At 63.5% G+C, this 15,957-nt stretch carries 12 protein-coding genes; 6 read left to right on the top strand and 6 right to left on the bottom strand.

The window, feature by feature from the left end:
* Positions 1-208: 208 nt before the first annotated feature.
* From F3J20_RS00310 to F3J20_RS00300, 3 genes are all read right to left on the bottom strand, one after another.
* A complete protein-coding gene (locus tag F3J20_RS00310; protein WP_167037261.1) occupies positions 209-1,063 on the bottom strand; it encodes a hypothetical protein in 855 nt (284 codons plus the stop codon).
* Positions 1,064-2,176: 1,113 nt separating this feature from the next.
* Positions 2,177-3,580, bottom strand: a complete 1,404-nt coding sequence (locus F3J20_RS00305; protein WP_345889817.1) for an MFS transporter — start codon at positions 3,578-3,580, stop codon at positions 2,177-2,179.
* Positions 3,581-3,607: 27 nt separating this feature from the next.
* Positions 3,608-4,621, bottom strand: a complete 1,014-nt coding sequence (locus tag F3J20_RS00300) for an ABC transporter substrate-binding protein (protein ID WP_167281296.1) — start codon at positions 4,619-4,621, stop codon at positions 3,608-3,610.
* 242 nt (positions 4,622-4,863) lie between these two features.
* Between F3J20_RS00300 and F3J20_RS00295 the strand changes: the two genes are divergently transcribed.
* Positions 4,864-5,529, top strand: coding sequence for a response regulator transcription factor (locus F3J20_RS00295; RefSeq protein ID WP_167037252.1), 666 nt, complete (start codon positions 4,864-4,866; stop codon positions 5,527-5,529).
* Complete coding sequence (locus F3J20_RS00290; RefSeq protein ID WP_167037249.1) at positions 5,516-6,922, top strand: sensor histidine kinase; 1,407 nt, start codon at positions 5,516-5,518, stop codon at positions 6,920-6,922. The genes F3J20_RS00295 and F3J20_RS00290 overlap by 14 nt, the downstream gene beginning before the upstream one ends.
* A gap of 125 nt (positions 6,923-7,047) precedes the next feature.
* Here F3J20_RS00290 and F3J20_RS00285 read toward each other — a convergent pair whose 3' ends face one another.
* Complete coding sequence (locus F3J20_RS00285) at positions 7,048-7,965, bottom strand: LysR family transcriptional regulator (protein ID WP_167037246.1); 918 nt, start codon at positions 7,963-7,965, stop codon at positions 7,048-7,050.
* 93 nt (positions 7,966-8,058) lie between these two features.
* Here F3J20_RS00285 and F3J20_RS00280 point away from each other — a divergent pair, with 93 nt between their 5' ends.
* From F3J20_RS00280 to F3J20_RS00265, 4 genes are all read left to right on the top strand, one after another.
* Positions 8,059-9,609, top strand: coding sequence for an AMP-binding protein (locus F3J20_RS00280; RefSeq protein ID WP_167037243.1), 1,551 nt, complete (start codon positions 8,059-8,061; stop codon positions 9,607-9,609).
* A 12-nt stretch (positions 9,610-9,621) separates the two neighbouring features.
* Positions 9,622-10,806 carry an acyl-CoA dehydrogenase family protein gene (locus tag F3J20_RS00275; RefSeq protein ID WP_167281489.1) on the top strand — a complete coding sequence of 395 codons (1,185 nt, stop codon included), beginning with the start codon at positions 9,622-9,624 and terminating at the stop codon, positions 10,804-10,806.
* Positions 10,807-10,888: 82 nt separating this feature from the next.
* Positions 10,889-12,190 carry an MFS transporter gene (locus F3J20_RS00270; protein WP_167281294.1) on the top strand — a complete coding sequence of 434 codons (1,302 nt, stop codon included), beginning with the start codon at positions 10,889-10,891 and terminating at the stop codon, positions 12,188-12,190.
* A gap of 73 nt (positions 12,191-12,263) precedes the next feature.
* Positions 12,264-14,195, top strand: a complete 1,932-nt coding sequence (locus F3J20_RS00265; RefSeq protein WP_205192505.1) for an alkyl sulfatase dimerization domain-containing protein — start codon at positions 12,264-12,266, stop codon at positions 14,193-14,195.
* Between the two features lie 40 nt (positions 14,196-14,235).
* Here F3J20_RS00265 and F3J20_RS00260 read toward each other — a convergent pair whose 3' ends face one another.
* Together F3J20_RS00260 and F3J20_RS00255 are read right to left on the bottom strand one after the other, a co-directional pair.
* Positions 14,236-14,610 carry a BON domain-containing protein gene (locus F3J20_RS00260; RefSeq protein ID WP_240158677.1) on the bottom strand — a complete coding sequence of 125 codons (375 nt, stop codon included), beginning with the start codon at positions 14,608-14,610 and terminating at the stop codon, positions 14,236-14,238.
* A 46-nt stretch (positions 14,611-14,656) separates the two neighbouring features.
* Positions 14,657-15,718, bottom strand: a complete 1,062-nt coding sequence (locus tag F3J20_RS00255) for a porin (protein ID WP_167037238.1) — start codon at positions 15,716-15,718, stop codon at positions 14,657-14,659.
* Positions 15,719-15,957 lie beyond the last annotated feature (239 nt).

Here is a 15,957-nt window from a genome sequence, read left to right as displayed (position 1 = left end):
CAGTTTTCACCTTCACGACGAGGGCGTGGAAAACAGCGCGAACATTCGATGAGGATCGCGCTGGCGCGGCAGGGCAATGCGCGAGATTCCGTCATGACACTGAACGGAACCTCGCGTACGCGCGCTGCCGCGCGCCTTGATGCAATCCGGCCGGATGAAGCAAAACGGCTGCTGTCAGGCACTCATCCGGCCAGCTCGACCCGCGCGGTTAGCCGTTGAGCGCCGGGATCGGCTGCGTGCCGGCCGTGCTGGTCGCGTTGCTGTTGAGCCAATCGTCGATGCTCGACGTGTACTTGGCTGCAACCGCTGCTGCATATTGCGGCCACAGCTTGCTCTGGAACTCGAGGCGCAGGCGTGTCACGTCGTAGGAACTCTGCTTCGTGTCGTAGCCCTTACCTTTTTTCTCGTAGAAGCTGACGGTACTGTTGTACAGGTAGAAGCTGATGACGCCGTCGACGTTCATCGCGTTCTGCACGAACACGTTTTCGGTCTCGGTCGTTTCCATCGTGCTCGAAGCAGCCTGCGCCAACTGCTTGAGGCCGGACACGATCGAGTTCTTGTCTTCGTTGGCGATGCCCGTGAACGTGTCGGCGATCGCGTCGATCAGCGTGTTCCAGTCCGAGGTCTGCTTCGTGATGGTCAGCCGGTCCGACATTTTCAGCACGAACAGCGGGCAGCTGCCGATCCGGCGCAGATATTCCTGATAGGCGGCGGCCGATGCCGAGTCGTTGGTCAGCGTTTGCGGCTGATAGCCGGCCGCGTTGCGCGCCATTTCCGAGAGCGTCATTGCGCCGCCGACGAGGTCCTGATTCCATAGGTCGAGGAAGCCGGGATCGCTCGGACCCTTCGCCTTGAGAAGCGCTTGCGCCTGTTTGTCCGTGGCGATGGCGGCCGATGCGCCCGCACCCGTCAGCGTCGCTTGTGACGGCGCCTTTTCGGTGGAGCCATTTGCCGCTGCGACCATGCGCAGCGTGTCCTTGACTTCAGGCGTATGAATGCCATTCGGGCCCGTGAACAATACCGGGTCGTGCAGGGTCAACCACGATAAGACTTTGTCCGTCATGATTCTCTTCTCCAAAGAGTCTTGCGCTGAATGGAACTCGGGCCATGCTTTCATTCCATAAGGTATGCGAAGTAAATGACCCATTCGAAAATCCATGCTGATCGAGCTACGTCTACTACGCCTTTCTCCCACTGTTCAGGGAAAAATCTGTCTATTGCATAGAGGTGCGTACAGCCAGCCGACGGCCTGGCTAGCCATTGGCGCAACGGTTATGTGCAGATAAATCCAGTCGAATCGTTCTGTCGTGCGTCGATCGGCAAACGCCGGATCGGCTACGCGCGAGCTGTCATCAGCCGGTCAAAAAAATCCGGTAAGGAAATGGCAAGTTGATCTGCCATCCTGACTATAGGGAGTGGATTGCGTTGCGCTGGTCTGTGGTCAAAGTGATCCCCCGTATGTCGGCCTCGCATGCGCATCAAGTATTCGATTGAACTTGTTTAACACGATGCGAGTGCGTGAATCATAGTCAGAATAAAGAGACAGTCAAGAGATCGATGTGATGGCGCGTCGGCTGGGGATTTGGTTATGCAGGGTAGATTCGAGACGTGCACCGGCCGGTGCGGTGCATCGGCCTGATGCTTACGGGTTACTGTTTGAAATGTTTCCAGGCATGCCGAAACTTGTCGAAGTTCTTTCGCGAGAACGATCCTCGACGTTCGGTTCATGGGACGATATGGATGCGCTGCCACAGGACGGATTTCATCGCGCCACTCAGTCAGTAAGCACACCATCGTTTGTGAACGTCGGATGCCGAGTGGTATGAGCGACGGGACTCGCCGCGTGCGTCATCGTGCGCGAGATAGTTCGCGCAGATCGGGGCGTGGAGAAAGGGGGAGAATAAGCGGCCACGGGCGGCCGGACGTTACGCCGGCTGCTATGCGCGCAGCACTGTGTCGGGCGATTTTCCGACCGTACGCTGGCGAGTGGTGCGCACCTTCACACCTGAGGCACGCCTGGGTCACACCAGGAACACAGGCGCCCGTGGGTTCGATCATTGTGCCTCGATCCGCACGCGCTCACCGTATCCGGACCGAGCGTGCAAATCGAGGCGGCATGGCAGGCGACACAACGTCGTCGCTCGTATCGGCTTCGTGGTTCGACATCGAGCCTCGTTCAGGCTCTCGCAACGGCCAGTTGCTCTTCACCCGCGCGCATCCAGGCCACGATGGCGCCGAGCCCCAGCAGCGCGAGACAGGCGATAGGCACGATCATCGGACCGAACGCTGTTCCCGTGAGCTTGCCGGCGAGCGGCATGAGGTTCTGGCTAAAGAAGCCGCCCAGATTGCCGATCGAATTGATTGCCGCGACGCTCGCGGCTGCGCGGGCACCCGTGAAATAGCGCGGCGGCATCGACCAGAAGCACGGGTAAAGCAGCGGAATGCACGCACCGCCAAGAACCAGCGCAATAAAGCGCAACGGTGTAGTGGGCAGCAGCAGGCTGAGAAGAAAACCGAGCGAGCCGAGTGCGGCGACGATTGCGATCGTGCGCAGGATACTTTTGCCATGACGCAGCCGCTTCGGCAGATACAGCAGCAACAGGACCGCGAGCGCCCACGGCAGCATGCTCAGAAGACCGTTCGTGGTGTTCGACACGCCGAACGATTTCACGATTGTCGGCAGCCAGTAGGTCACGCCATACAGGGACGTCGACATCAGCATGTACGTACCGGCGAACAGCATGACGCGCGGGTCCAGCAGTGCCTTCCACGGTTGCGAGTGCACGGCGTTCGCGGGCTTTTCGCGCTCGAGTGCCGCGGCGACTACCTGCTTTTCCCGCTCGTTCAGGAAGCGCGCTTCGCGATACGACGCGGGCAGGATGCGAAACACGAGAACCCCGACGAGCACGGCAGGCAACCCGGTCGCGATGAATACCCATTGCCAGCCCGCGAGGCCGGCGGCACCGTCGAGGCTCAGAAGCAGGCCGCCCACGAGCGAGCCGAGCATGTTCGCAAGCGCGCTGCCGAGCGTGAAGACACCGAGAACGCGGGCACGGTAGCTTTGCGGAAACCAGAGCGTCAGGTAATAAATGACGCCGGGATAAAAGCCCGCCTCGGCGATGCCGAGCACGAAGCGCAGGCCGTAAAAAACCGGCACGGACGTGGTGAAGCCCATCAACACGGTAATGAGGCCCCACGTCAGCATGATGCGGGCAAGCCAGATACGGGCGCCGTAACGATGCAGCGCCAGCGTGCTCGGTACTTCGAAAATCAGGTAGCCGATAAAAAACAGCGAAGAGGCGAGGCCGAATGCGGCTTCGGTCATGCCGAGGCTATGAACCATCTGCAGCTTCGCGAACCCGACGTTCTGTCTGTCGATAAATGAAATCAGAAACATGACGACGAGGATCGGCAGAAGATGTCGGGACATCTTTGCCATGACCTGCTGTTCCTCCGTATTGCGCTGTTCTGTGGCCGGATTGGCGTTCATCGCGTATTCCTCCAGATATTCATGTTGATGAACTGATACGGCATCCTTAAAGGATGTCGCGCGTATCGATGAAAAATCGCGGACAAGCAATCGAATGACTCTCCGCCAGCCGGGGCGCTAGGCCGGGTATTGGCCGAGCTCCGCGACGAACATGTCCTGCCACGCGCGAGGCTTGTTCTTGATCGTGCCCGCCATCGACAGGAATTGGACGTAATCCATCAATTGATCCGGCTGTAGCGAGAAGCGCGTGTGCGGCGTACCGAGCATTTGCACGACATCTTCCTTCGACACTTTCAGGCCCGATGCCGCGACGTAGATCGCGGCGGCAGCGCCAGGGTCCTGACGGATGAGCCGGTTCGCCTCGGCCAGTGCGTCGAGGAAGGCCGATACCATCGCGGGTTCGTCGTCCACTAGGCGCTTCGGCGAAAATACGACGTCCAGCGTCAGCGGCCCCAGCACATCGACCGAGTCCGCGACCTGGTGAATACCGGGCTGACGCAGTTCGAGCGTCGAAAACGGCGGCGACGTGAAGTGCGCGGTAATGCCCTGTTCGTGCTGCAACAGCGCGCGCATTGCTTCGGGATGAGGCAGGTTCACGGTGATGGAATCGAGCCGGGCGAAGTGCTGCGCTCCGAGCAACCTGGCCGCGAGCATCTGCAACACGACTGCGGACAGCGACGTGCGAATTCCCGGCACGGCGATCCGGTCAGCCTGGGTGAAGTCGCCCAATGAGACGATCTGTTGCCGGTTCGTGTTGAGCGACAACGCGGTTGTCGATAGCCCCGATATGCCGATCACTTCCACATTCGGTATGCCGCGTGCGCGGGCCCACAACTCGATGAAGCCGGGTGCACCGGCGCTCGCGAAGTCCAGCGTGCCGGCCATCATCGCGTCGTCGACCGAGTTCCCGCCGTCGAGCAGCACCCATTCGACGTTGACGGCCTGCTGACCGTGGCGTGCGGCATTCCGCTCGAAAAGGCGTTGCTTCTCCATCACCAGGAGCGGCAGATAAAGCAGGCCGTAACCCTTCGAGATGCGAACCGTGCGGGGACGCGCAAAAGCGAGCGCTGGCGCAATCGACGCGGCAAGCCCCCCGGCGATGAGCGCACGGCGTCGCAACGACGGCTTCATCGAACTGTCTCCTCCATCGGATTCTTATCTGGTCAGTACAGGTTATCGGCTGAATCTGAGAAAATGCTGACATCGAGCCTTGGGGAAAACCCGTGATCCGACACGGGGCCGAAGGCGTCAATATGAGTCTTCGCGTCATGGAAGGGGCAGTGCGGTCATCGTCGAATACCGGCGCCGCGCTCGAAAAATTGCCATGAATCACGGGAAAACCGGAATCTGAACCTAAGCGCCGGAAAGACAACATGCGCATTCTTGTCGTCGAAGACGATGCGGAGATCGGTGCTGCAATCCGGGGCCGGCTAAGCCGGCTGGGTCATGCGGTCGACCTTGAGATGGACGGGGGCGTCGCAAATAACCTGCTCGCGGTCGAGACCTTCGACCTCGTCGTGCTGGACGTCATGCTGCCGACGCTTGACGGCTTCGCGATTCTGCGCAACCTGCGCGCGGCCGGCAATACAACGCCGCTGCTGCTTCTGACCGCGAGGTCGGCAATCGACGATCGCGTGAGCGGTTTGGCACTCGGGGCCGACGACTACCTCGTCAAGCCATTCGACTACCGCGAATTCGAAGCGCGTGTCCAGGCACTGCTGCGTCGCGGTAGCGGCCAGGCGCATGACCTCATCAGGCTCGGCAGTCTCGTGATCGACCGCACCAACCGGCTGGCCGAGTGCGACAGAAAGCCGTTCCCTTTGTCGCGCCAGGAATTCGCACTGCTCGAGATTCTCGCGAGCCGTCCTCAACGCGTGTTTTCCAAGGAAGAGTTGCTGACGCTGCTGTTCAACTTCGATAAGGAGCCGAGTGCGAACGCCGTGGAGCAGTACGTGACCCGTGTGCGCAAGAAGCTCCAGGGCGCGGGCGTCGAGATTCGCACCGTACGCGGCGTGGGATATCAAATTGCGACGCTTTGACCGGTTTGCCGGGACCCTGTTCGGCCGCACGTTGCTCTTCATCGCACTGGTCGTGGCGACGGGCGCGGCGGCCCTCGCCATCATCGCCCGGTTTTATGCGGGCGTCGCGGCCGAGCGCGCCTACGATCAACTGCTCGCCGGCGCGACGATTCAGGTTGCCGAGAACCTTTACGTTCAGGGCGGCGTCCTTGCGCTGAGCCCGCCGGTCGCGGCACTGTCCACGCTGTCCCGCTACGACAGCGTGTACTACAAGGTGATCGATTCGCGCGGCATGGTGGTCGCCGGTTACCCGGACCTCGACAGCGCGGCGAATCTCGCGGCGGCGAAGCAGGGTCCGGTATTCGCGAACGGCTCATACCAGAACAAGCCTGTTCGCATCGCGACGATAGCCCGCTATATGCCGGAAGAACGGACGCCGGGCTGGGCATCGGTCACCGTCGCGCAGACAACCAACGCGCGTCAGCAACTGACGAACGAAATGAGCTTCAAGGTCTGGACACTGATCCTGCTGATGAGCGCGCTCGCCATCGTGGCGAGCGCGCTTGCTATACGGCGCGGTTTGCGGCCCCTCGCGCAGATCGAGAGCATCATCGCCGCGCGGGACCCGGCCGACCTGCGTCCCGTCGCGGTCGAAACGCCGAGCGAGATGCAGGCGATCATCGGCGCGATCAACGGGCTGATCGCGCGCCTGGCGGAGCGGATTACCGCCATGCAGCGGTTTATCGCCGACGCGGCGCACCAGATGCGTACGCCGCTGGCTCGACTCGACGCGCAGATCGAACTGCTCGACAGCGAAACGAATCCCGCGCAGGTTGCCGCGCGCCTCGCGGCATTGCGCAAGACCAGCTCGGATGTCGGCCGGCTCACGGGCCAATTGCTCAATCACGCGATGGTGATTCATCGCAACGAAGTCATTCCCTTTCAGCCCGTGGAACTCGTGAGTCTCGTCAAGGAGGTACTGGGGCGCTCCATTCCTCTGGCCGGCGAGCGCGATGTGAGAGTGTCGTTCGAGAGCGGCTGCAAGCAGATCTGGCTGTCCGCGGACGCGATCAGTCTGCAGGAAGCGATCTCCAACGTGCTGCACAATGCCTTGCTCCACGGGAAGGCCGATACCATCGACGTATCGATAAGCGCTCAGGGTGACACGCTCCACGTCACCGTTACCGATAACGGGCCGGGCATTGCGCCGGAGAACTGGGATGCCGCGCTGCGCCCGTTTTCGCGGCTCGGCGAAACGGGGCAGGGAACGCGCGCGGGTTCCGGGCTTGGGCTGGCGATCGTCGACGAGGTGATGAAGGCTCACGGGGGAAGCGTGCATTTCGCGTTGCCCCCGTCTGGTGGATTCTCGGTGGTTCTGGTACTTCCACGGCCACCGGGGGCAGGTAGCGAATAACGGGGGTATTGCAACTCAACTCAGCCAACCCGGTCAGTTCAGCCCGTTCAATCAGTTCACGAGACCACCGCTAGTTTTCCGATCGCATTGCCATCGCATATCCGCTTGCAATCGACCGCGCAACCTCACTCCATCGGCACAAGCCGGCCCGCGTGCGGCCGCGCGCGTTGCAGCAACTCCACGAGCCGCTGCGCGAGCGGCGAGACATAGCCGCCCGTGCGTAACACCGCGCCGACGTTGCGCGCGAGATTCAACTCGGTCTCGTCGACATTCAGAGGCAAGATTCCGCTCTGCGAGTTGGCCGTCGCATTGCCCGCGATGCAGAGCATGCGCGAGCCGCGCACCAGTTCGAGCAGCGCGGGAATCGCGAAGTCCGTTTCGACCCGCAACGCCGGTTCAGGCAATCCCTGGTGGCGAAAAGCGTCGTTCACCTGGCGGCGCAGCGGGATGTTCATGCCCGGCAGCAACCATTCCTCATTCGCCAGATCGTGTAGCCTGAGCCGCGTCTTGCGGTGCAGCGGGTGCGATTCGTCGGCCATCACATGCAGACGATCGCGAAAGAGCGGCAGCGTGTCGAACTCCTTGCTCATGTCCGGCGGCTCGGGCGCGACGGCCATGTCCAGTTCGCCGGCCTTCATCAGCGTGAACAGGTCGTTCGCGAGCCGCCGCCGCAGACGCAGCCGCGCGGCCGGGCGCTCGTTCATCAACTGCCGGCAGGCGCGCAGCACGATCGAGTCGGGCACCGTGGGCGAATAGCCCACGCGCAGAATGCCTTGCTCGCCGGTCTGGATCGCGCGCAGTTCCTTGAGCGCGTCTTCGTATTCGAGCGCGATACGCTGCGCGCGCTCGACGAACACCGCGCCGCCAGGCGTGAGCGCGACGCCGTTCGGGCCGCGATGAAACACCGCCTGGCCCACTTCATTCTCGATGCGCTTGATCGCTTTGGTCAGCGCGGGCTGACTCATGCCGAGTGCTTCCGCGGCCTTGCCGATGCTGCCGCAGCGACGGACTTCCAGCAGATAGTCCAGATCGCGTGTCTCCATGCCATTCCCCTTGGTTATGGGTTTATAGCCACCGCTTCATTGCGGGAATGAGCGATATCTTACACACTGGCTCGACATTCATTGGAGACCTGAATGAGCTTTCCGTATTTTCTGCGGCGCGCGGCGGCCTTCTGGGGTGACGTGCCCGCCGTGATCCATCGCGACCGCCCGCTCACTTACCGGCAACTCGAGGCGCGCTCGAACCAGCTTGCGCACGCGCTTATCGCCCTTGGTCTGCGACGCGGCGACCGCGTGGCGGTGCAGTCGCGCAACTGCACGGAACTGGTCGAGATCGAAAGCGCGCTGTACAAGACGGGTCTCGTGAAAGCGGCGCTCAATCCGCGCTTTACGACGGCCGAAGCGTCGGACGTGGTGGAAAACTGCACGCCGCGCGTGCTGATCGCGGGCCGCGGTTATACGGGCTATACGCGCGCCACACTGGGCTTTGCGAGCGTCGAGACGTTCATCGCCATCGGCGGCGCCGAAGGCTATGTCGATTACGAAGCGCTGTTGGGCCGGGCCGCCTCGCACGCGCCCGATTTCGCCAGTCACGCGAACGATCTCGCCGTGCTGCATTTCTCGTCGGGTTCGACCGGCAAGATCAAGGCCGCGATGCAAAGCTACGGCAACCGCATGGCGTCGCTGCGCAAGCTGCTGATTGGCATGGACACGCAGCCGCGCCCCGGTGACCGGCTCGCGCTCGTCGGGCCGATCACGCACGCGTCGGGCATGCTCATGCAGCCGTTTCTCTATTGCGGCGCCACGCTCGTGCTGTTCGACGCATTCGAGACCGCGCAATTTCTCGCCGATCTCGAACGGCTACGCGTCACGCACGTCTTCATGGTGCCGGCGATGATCAACATGCTGCTCAACGAGCCCGCGCTCGCGCACACCGACCTGAGCGCGCTGAAGTCGCTCTCGTATGGCGCCGCGCCGATGGCTCCCGCGCGCATTCAGGAAGCGTGGGCGCGCTTCGGGCCGATTCTCTCGCAAGGCTATGGCGCGAGCGAATCGACCTCGGGCGTCACGCGTCTCACGATTGCGGACCACGCGTATGCGATTGCGCAGCGGCCGGAACGTCTCGCCTCGTGCGGGCGGCCGATGGGCGAGACCGAAGTGTGCGTGCTGGGCGAAGACGGGCGGCCGCTGGCGGCGGGCGAAGTCGGCGAGATTGCGGTGCGCGGCGAGGACGTTTTCAAGGGCTACTGGGGCGCGCCCGACCTCACGGCCGAAGTGCTCGTGAACGGCTGGCTGATGACGGGCGATCTCGCGCGCACCGATGAAGACGGTTACCTGTATCTGGTCGACCGCAAGAAAGACATGATCGTTTCGGGCGGCTTCAACGTTTATCCGACCGAGGTCGAGGCCGTGCTCTATCAGCATCCCGACGTGCTCGAAGCCTGTGTGTTCAGCGTGCCCGACGAGCGTTGGGGCGAGGGCGTGAAAGCGGCGGTGGTGCTCAAGCCGCAACGTACGGCGAATCAGGACGCGCTGGTCGAGCATTGCCGCAGCCTGCTCGCCGACTACAAGCTGCCGCGCTCGATCAGTTTCGTCGCGGAACTGCCGCGCAACGCGAGCGGCAAGATCGCGCGCAAGATCGTGCGCGAACAGTATTGGCAAGGCGCGGAGCGGCGCATCAACTGAGGATTCCCCATGATGTTCGAACAGGTAGGCGACGCGGTATTCGACGCCACGCGCGAGGGCATTCGCCATTTCGTGACCGATGAACTCAAGCCGATGGAGCGCGAACTCGGTCTCGATTCGGAGAGCGTCTGGCCGAAGGACGTGTTGCGGCGCGTGTGGCGGCGTTCCGCCGAACTCGGCTATTACTCGGCGTGCCTGCCGGTGCAACTGGGCGGCAAGGGCTTTTCGATTCTGCAGCAGTGCGCGCTGAAAGCCGATCTCGCGGCGAGCGGCTGCTCGCTCGCGATGCACGTGCACGGCGATCTGGGCGGGCCGCCGCGTGTGGGCAACATGCTCAAGTACGCGACGCCGGACCAGTTGCAGCGTTACTTCATGCCGGTGATCCGCGGCGAGAAGTCGACCTGCTTCGCGTTGACCGAGCCGCATTCGGGCTCGGACGCGCAGAGCATCGCGACGAGCGCCGTGGCGGACGGCGACGATCTGATCGTGAACGGCCATAAGCACTACATCAGCGGGGCGCCGTTCGCGGACTTCGCAATCGTGATGTGCGTGACCGACGCCACGGCCACGCCGCACGCCATCAGTGCGGTACTCGTCGATCTCGATCTGCCGGGCGTGACGGTCGAACAGGCGTACGTGCCGATGTCGGGCCAGCATATCGACGCGGACATCCGCTTCGAGAACGTGCGCGTGCCGCGCGCCAACCTGTTCGGCGGCGCGGGTAACGGCTTCAAGCTCGGCATGTCGCGCATCAACGTGAACCGTCTGCTACATTGCCCGACCATGCTCGGGCTCGCGACCTCGGTGTACGAAGCGTCGCTCGATTACGCGCGCAGCCGGCGGCAGTTCGGCGGTCCGATTGCGAGGTTTCAGGCGATCCAGCACATGCTGGCCGACATGGCGGCCGCGCTGTGGGCCTGCGAAAGCATGATTGCGCAGACGGCCATGCTCGCGGATGCCGGCGGCGACCTGCGTATGAAGGCGGCCGCGTGCAAGGTGTTCGTTTCCGAACGCTGCTTCGAGATTGCCGACAAGGCAGTGCAGATTCACGGCAACGTGGGCGTGACGCGTCATCACCCGGTGGAGCAGGCGTTCCGCAAGCTGAGGATGTTCCGCATTTTCACAGGGACGAGCGAGATTCAGCGCAACACGATTGCGCGCGCGATTCTCGATACCGGCGGCGCGCAGGGCTCGTAAGCGGTAAAGAGCAGGCTGGATGAACCCGTGGGGTTCGCGCTGCCGCCTGGCGGCGAGCAAGAGAAAAAGACTGGAGACAAGGATGTCCGCATACGGCAGAGACAACCACAACTATCGGCCCGCACGCGCGTGGTCGATCGCCATCATGCTCGCGTTGCTGATGACGGTGAACTTCCTCGACAAGGTGGTGTTCGGCATGATCTCCGTGCCGATGATGCGCGACCTCGACCTCACGCCCACGCAGTTCGGGCTGATCGGCGGCAGCCTCAACTGGCTCTTCGCGATTGCCGCCGTGGTGGGCGGCGTGCTGGCGGACCGCGTTGCCACGCGCGCCATCCTGCTGCTGATGGCGCTTTCGTGGTCGCTGCTGCAATTGCCGATGCTCTTCGCGGGTTCGATGACGGTCGCGCTCGTCACGCGCGTGCTGCTCGGTGCCGGTGAAGGTCCGGCGTCGCCCGTTTCGCTGCACGCGCTCTACAAGTGGTTTCCGGACCAGAAGCGTGGGCTGCCCGCTGCCGTGCTCTATCAGGGCAGCGCGCTGGGCCTGTTCGTTGCCGGCCTCGCGATACCGGTCATCACCGCGCGCTGGGGCTGGCGTGCCAACTTCGCCGTGCTGGCCGCGCTCGGCTTCGTGTGGTGCGTGTGCTGGTTTTTCTTCGGCGCCGAGGGTCCGCTCGAACGGCCGCGCGCCCTGCGTGACGAGCGGCGCGTGCCTTGGCGCACGCTGCTGGCCGACCGTACCGTGGCCGGCAATTTCTGCGGGCATTTCGCAGCCAACTGGGTGCTCGCCACGAGCCTCACGTGGATGCCGCACTATCTCCAGGCCGGACTGGGCTTCAGCGCGGCGAATTCGGGGCGGCTTTTCGCGCTGTTCGTCGCGATCACTACGCCGATGGGCCTTGGGCTCGCGTGGTTCTCGCAGCATCTGCTGGGCGCGGGGGTGCCGTCGCGCAAGTCGCGCGGCGTTTTTATCGCCATTGCGCTGGTGGCGGCCGGTGTTCTGCGCTTCGCGGTGTATCTGCCCGCGCTCGGGCCGCTCGTGAAGGTACTGATGCTCACGCTGAGCAGCGGGCTCACGCTCGCGATGTATTCGGTCGGCCCCGCCATGCTCAGCGAAGTCGCACCGGATGGTCAGCGCGGCGTGGTCCTCGCGTTGAGCAACGCGATTGGCTCGCTGGCCGGACTCGCCGCGCCCGTGCTCACGGGCGTGCTGATCCAGCACGCGCACGGCGTGACGGCCACGGCGCAAGGTTTCGAGCAATCGTGCGTACTGTGCGGCCTCGTGCTGATCGGCTGCGGCGTGCTGTGCGCGCGCTGGCTCGACCCGCAGCGCTCGCGCGCCGCCATGCAAACCGTGCGCGAAGCCGAAGCCGTTTTGTCCTGAGCGCGGCGGCGCTTTCGCGGTTATTCCCCGGCGCAGGGCCGCTGGTCCTGCGCGTCTCTCATTTCATCACGCCATGCAAAACACTCCGACTTCATCGGCGCTTGCCGATCTGCCCGTGCAGCGCGCGACCGAGGCGACCCGGCAAGCTCATCGCAATGCGTTGCAGGCTCTGCCCGCGAACGACGATCTCGACATGGAAGAAGCGCAACGCGGCTTTATCGGCACGCTTGCCGACGCCGAGATTCGCGATGCCTATGGCCGGCTCGTCTGGAGCATGGCCGACTATGCGTTTCTCGACGAAGCAACCGCGCCGCCCACGGCGCATCCCGCGCTATGGCGTCAGGCGCGGCTCAATCGCCTGCATGGGCTGTTCGAGGTCACGCCGCGCATTTATCAGGTACGCGGCTTCGATCTCGCGAACATGACGCTGATCGAAGGCGATACGGGGCTCATCATCATCGATCCGCTCACGTGCCGCGAAACGGCGCAGGCGGCACTCGAACTCTTCTACGCGCACCGGCCGCGCCGGCCTGTTCTGGCCGTGATCTACAGCCATAGCCATACCGATCACTTTGGCGGCGTGAAAGGCGTGGTCGACGAGGCACGCGTGCGCGCGGGCGAGGTCGCCGTGATCGCACCGGCGGGTTTCATGGAAGAGGCCGTCGCGGAAAACGTGATGGCGGGCACGGCCATGGAGCGGCGCTCGCAATTCCAGTTCGGCCAGACGCTCGCGCGCAATGCCTGCTGCCAGATCGACGCGGGGCTCGGCAAGACGATGCCGAACGGCACCGTTACGCTCATCGAGCCGACCCAACTGATTCATCAGGAAAGCGAAACACATACGATCGACGGCATCGAGATCGTGTTCCAGCTCACGCCCGATAGCGAGGCGCCTGCCGAAATGCACTTCTTCTTTCCGCAACTGCGGGCGCTGAACGTGGCGGAGAACGGCACGCGCACGCTGCACAACCTGTGTCCGCTGCGCGGCGCGCAGGTGCGCAACGCGAAGGCCTGGTCGCGATATCTGCATCAGGCGCTCGAACGCTACGCGGGCGGCGCGGACGTCGTGTTCGCGCAGCATCACTGGCCCACGTGGGGCACCGCGCGCCTCACGCGCTTTCTCGAACAGCAGCGCGACCTCTACAAGTATCTGCACGACCAGACGCTGCGCATGATGAATCGCGGCGGAACCGCCGCCGAAATCGCCGAACGGATGACGCTGCCCGATACGCTTGCCGCGCAATGGCATACGCGCGGCTATTACGGCACGGTGTCGCACAATGTGAAGGCGATCTATCAGCGCTACCTGAGCTGGTACGACGGCAATCCGGCGCATCTGCACGCCTTGCCGGACGAGCTTTCCGCGCCGCGCTACGTGGAGTACATGGGGGGTGCCGAGGCGATGCTCGAACGCGCGCGCCGCGATTTCGAGCGCGGCGAGTATCGCTGGGTCGCCGAGGTGATGAACCGCCTCGTGTTCGCGCAGCCGACGCTGCGCGAGGCGCGCGAACTGGGCGCGGCGGCGCTCGAACAGATGGGCTTTCAGGCGGAATCCGCGACGTGGCGCAATGCCTACCTGCTTGGCGCGCGCGAGTTGCGCGAAGGCGCGGGAGCGGGGGCTGGGCAGATCATGCGCAGCCAGGACCTCGTGCGCGTGCTGAGCGATGGAGCTTTTTTCGACTACCTGGCCGTGATGGTCGACGGCCTCAAGGCGCAGACGCTCGACATTCGCATGACGTGGCGTTTCACCGACCGCGATGCGTGCTATGCGCTGTATCTGAAGCATGGCGCGCTGACCTGGTCGGCTACGCCGCATCGCGAAGGCCACGACCTGGATATCGCCATGACGCGTGCCACGCTCGACCGCATTCTGCTCGGCCAGACGCAGTTCGGTGCCGCTCTGGCGGAAGGCGAGATCGTGCTCGAAGGCACCAAGGCGCTGTTCGGCGCGTTCCTCAAGACGCTGGAAAAGCCCGACGGACGTTTTAACGTCGTCGAGCCGTGATGTCGTGCAGGCGCATCCGGCGCGCAGCCGGATGCGACCGTCAGAGCGAGGCGCCCGATACGCGAATGCGGTTATCGACGTCGATGACGCCTTCAACCTTGCGCGCGGCCTCGACCGCGAACGTAATCTGCTCGTTGTAGTTCACGGCGCCGGAGAGCGTGACGTGTCCGTCGCGTACTGTCACGATGATGCGCGCGGAGTTCAGGCCGCGCGTGCGCGCCAGCGCGTTTTCCACGCGGTGCGCGAGCTTGCGGTTCGCGGCCCTGGCGGCTTTGGCGTCGCTTGCGGCGGCCTTCGTGCCGGTCGCGGACGAGGGCGCGGCCTCAGCGGCAGCCGGTTGGGCGCTCGCGCAGTCGCTGAGCACGGCGAGCATCACCGCGACGGCGATGCATGGGATGCGAGTGGATATCTTCATGTTGTGACGTGTGAGTGCAGAGTAAGGAAAGGCGCGGCAAAACTACCTAGAACCGTGTCATGAGGCCGAGCGTGACGCCGGTCGTCGAGCTTGCGCCGCTGCGCATGCCGAGCCCCGCGATGTTCAGGGCATCGGTTCGATAGGCGCCGGAGAAGCCGTTGTAGTCGGCTTCGGCGTAAAGCTCGGTGCGCTTCGAGAGGTAGTACTCGGCGATGGCAAAGGTCGTGACCTTGTGCCCGCTGCCGTCCTGGGCGTTGGCGAGATGACGGGCGCTGTCGTAGTACGCGGCCGCCGTGAATTGCAGCTCGGGGGTGGCCACGACCATGACGCCGATGCTCGGAATATGATCGCGCCGGGTGGGCTGGCCTTCGGTGGCGGCGCTTACGCTGAAATCGGCGTAGCTCATGTAGAGGCGCGCAGGACCGAGTTGCAGCGAGCCGCCGGTGTGGAAGGTCTGAGCCCATTGCGTCGCGGTCGCGCTCCAGGTCTTCTGATAGCCGAAGCCGGCGAGTGCCGGCCCCCATTGGTACATGGCGGTTCCGGAGACATTGGTGCCCGAGCGCAGATTGCCGGCGACGCCGCCCGGCGAATAGCTGCCGCCAAAGTGGAAGCCGCCCGCGTGGCCGATATAGCTGATCGTGTTGTTAAAGCGCGTGTCGTCGGTGAAGTAGTTGAAGAAGTAGAGCGCGTTGGGCTGGATGGCGAGCGACTGTGCCTGACCGCCGGTGGGATCGACGAGCGTGGCGAAGTACTCGCTCGCGCTGACCTGGCGGCCGAAGGTCAGCCGCCCGAAGTCGTTTGAAAGACCGACGAACGCTGCCTGCGAGAAGAGCACGCCGGCGTTCTTCAAGGCGCCGGTTCCGCTGTTGAAGGCGTTTTCGAGCTTGAAGATCGCAGAGAGGCCATTACCGAGGTCTTCCTTGCCGTAAAGGCCGAAACGATTCACGGCGAGGATGTTGTTGTTGAACATGACTGCGCTACCGCCCTTCTGATTATTGACCCAGCGCACGCCTGCGCCGATGTCGCCATACAGCGTGACGCTGGATTGCGCATGGGACAGACAGGGTGACAGACCGGCAATCAGCGCGGATAAAACGATCTTTTTCATGTGTCTCCTTCGTTCGTTGTTATTCGATAAGGCCTGCGAAGTGATGGGGGATGACAGATTCGTCCCGACAGATTCGTCGCCGCCTTCGGATAGTGTGGAGCAGGAGAACGCCCTCGGCCATCAAGCGTCGGGAATAGAACCATTCCTTGTGGAAATGTCCGTGTTAACGCGAGGCCGGGGTAGCCGGGCCTCTGTTTCCGGCAGAGCGTGTGGTCGCGTTGGGTATCGGCAAGGGCCGC

Source organism: Paraburkholderia sp. Cy-641, assembly GCF_011752945.1.
GTDB lineage: Bacteria > Pseudomonadota > Gammaproteobacteria > Burkholderiales > Burkholderiaceae > Paraburkholderia.
The sequence above is the reverse complement of the archived record's forward strand: the minus strand, read 5'-3'. Positions and strand labels throughout refer to the sequence as shown.

Coding starts and splice junctions, on each gene's coding strand:
- F3J20_RS00310 (WP_167037261.1), bottom strand. CDS start 1,063: ATGACGGACAAAGTCTTATCGTGGTTGACCCTGCACGACCCGGTATTG.
- F3J20_RS00300 (WP_167281296.1), bottom strand. CDS start 4,621: ATGAAGCCGTCGTTGCGACGCCGTGCGCTCATCGCCGGGGGGCTTGCC.
- F3J20_RS00295 (WP_167037252.1), top strand. CDS start 4,864: ATGCGCATTCTTGTCGTCGAAGACGATGCGGAGATCGGTGCTGCAATC.
- F3J20_RS00285 (WP_167037246.1), bottom strand. CDS start 7,965: ATGGAGACACGCGATCTGGACTATCTGCTGGAAGTCCGTCGCTGCGGC.
- F3J20_RS00280 (WP_167037243.1), top strand. CDS start 8,059: ATGAGCTTTCCGTATTTTCTGCGGCGCGCGGCGGCCTTCTGGGGTGAC.
- F3J20_RS00275 (WP_167281489.1), top strand. CDS start 9,622: ATGTTCGAACAGGTAGGCGACGCGGTATTCGACGCCACGCGCGAGGGC.
- F3J20_RS00270 (WP_167281294.1), top strand. CDS start 10,889: ATGTCCGCATACGGCAGAGACAACCACAACTATCGGCCCGCACGCGCG.
- F3J20_RS00265 (WP_205192505.1), top strand. CDS start 12,264: ATGCAAAACACTCCGACTTCATCGGCGCTTGCCGATCTGCCCGTGCAG.
- F3J20_RS00260 (WP_240158677.1), bottom strand. CDS start 14,610: ATGAAGATATCCACTCGCATCCCATGCATCGCCGTCGCGGTGATGCTC.
- F3J20_RS00255 (WP_167037238.1), bottom strand. CDS start 15,718: ATGAAAAAGATCGTTTTATCCGCGCTGATTGCCGGTCTGTCACCCTGT.